We start from the raw sequence: 564 nt of genomic DNA, 5'->3' as shown, positions 1-564 counted from the left end.
AAATGGTTATTCAACGCCGCCCTAGCAATCCGGTGGGCATCTTGGCGATCGGTTTTTAATCTACGCAGACTGTTAGTTTTAAGCTTTAGGTCTAGTGGATTCAATAAACAATAAGGCAGTTGGTTATCAGTACAAAAACGTTCTACTGGGCGGGAATACACCCCAGTGGCTTCAAAATAAAGGATGGGATGATTAGCTCGTTGAACAACTTTAAGCAGTTTAGCAAACCCGGAACGGGTATGTAAGACTTGAAATTCAGCTTGGCAAGTCTCGTGGGCATACCAAACCATGTAACTGTGACCTTCGGAAACATCTAAAGCGATCACATCAGACAATTTATCGCTTCCTAGCAATTTATTTATTTTTGAAGTTATTCGCTCACCTAGACAACTAAACTCATTTCCTGTACGCGGCCTCGTAGGTCCTCAATCTTAAACCAGCTTAAAGCTGTGGAGATGGCGACGACCCTTTTTTATTACGGACTCGAAGTCCCTCAGAGCATGAACGGTCTTTAGCTTCATCTCCAGTGTAACGAAAAAGATCCAGTTAGAAGCTGATTTTTAT

1 protein-coding gene is annotated in these 564 nt (G+C 42.4%); it reads right to left on the bottom strand.

What is annotated here, in order from left to right; genetic code table 11:
* Positions 1-326 (bottom strand): IS110 family transposase (locus FC85_RS06035; protein ID WP_235807831.1); only part of this gene is annotated, 326 nt, incomplete at its 3' end.
* Positions 327-564: the final 238 nt, after the last annotated feature.

The organism is Lentilactobacillus diolivorans DSM 14421, from assembly GCF_001434255.1.
Classification (GTDB): domain Bacteria; phylum Bacillota; class Bacilli; order Lactobacillales; family Lactobacillaceae; genus Lentilactobacillus; species Lentilactobacillus diolivorans.
The sequence above is the reverse complement of the archived record's forward strand: the minus strand, read 5'-3'. Positions and strand labels throughout refer to the sequence as shown.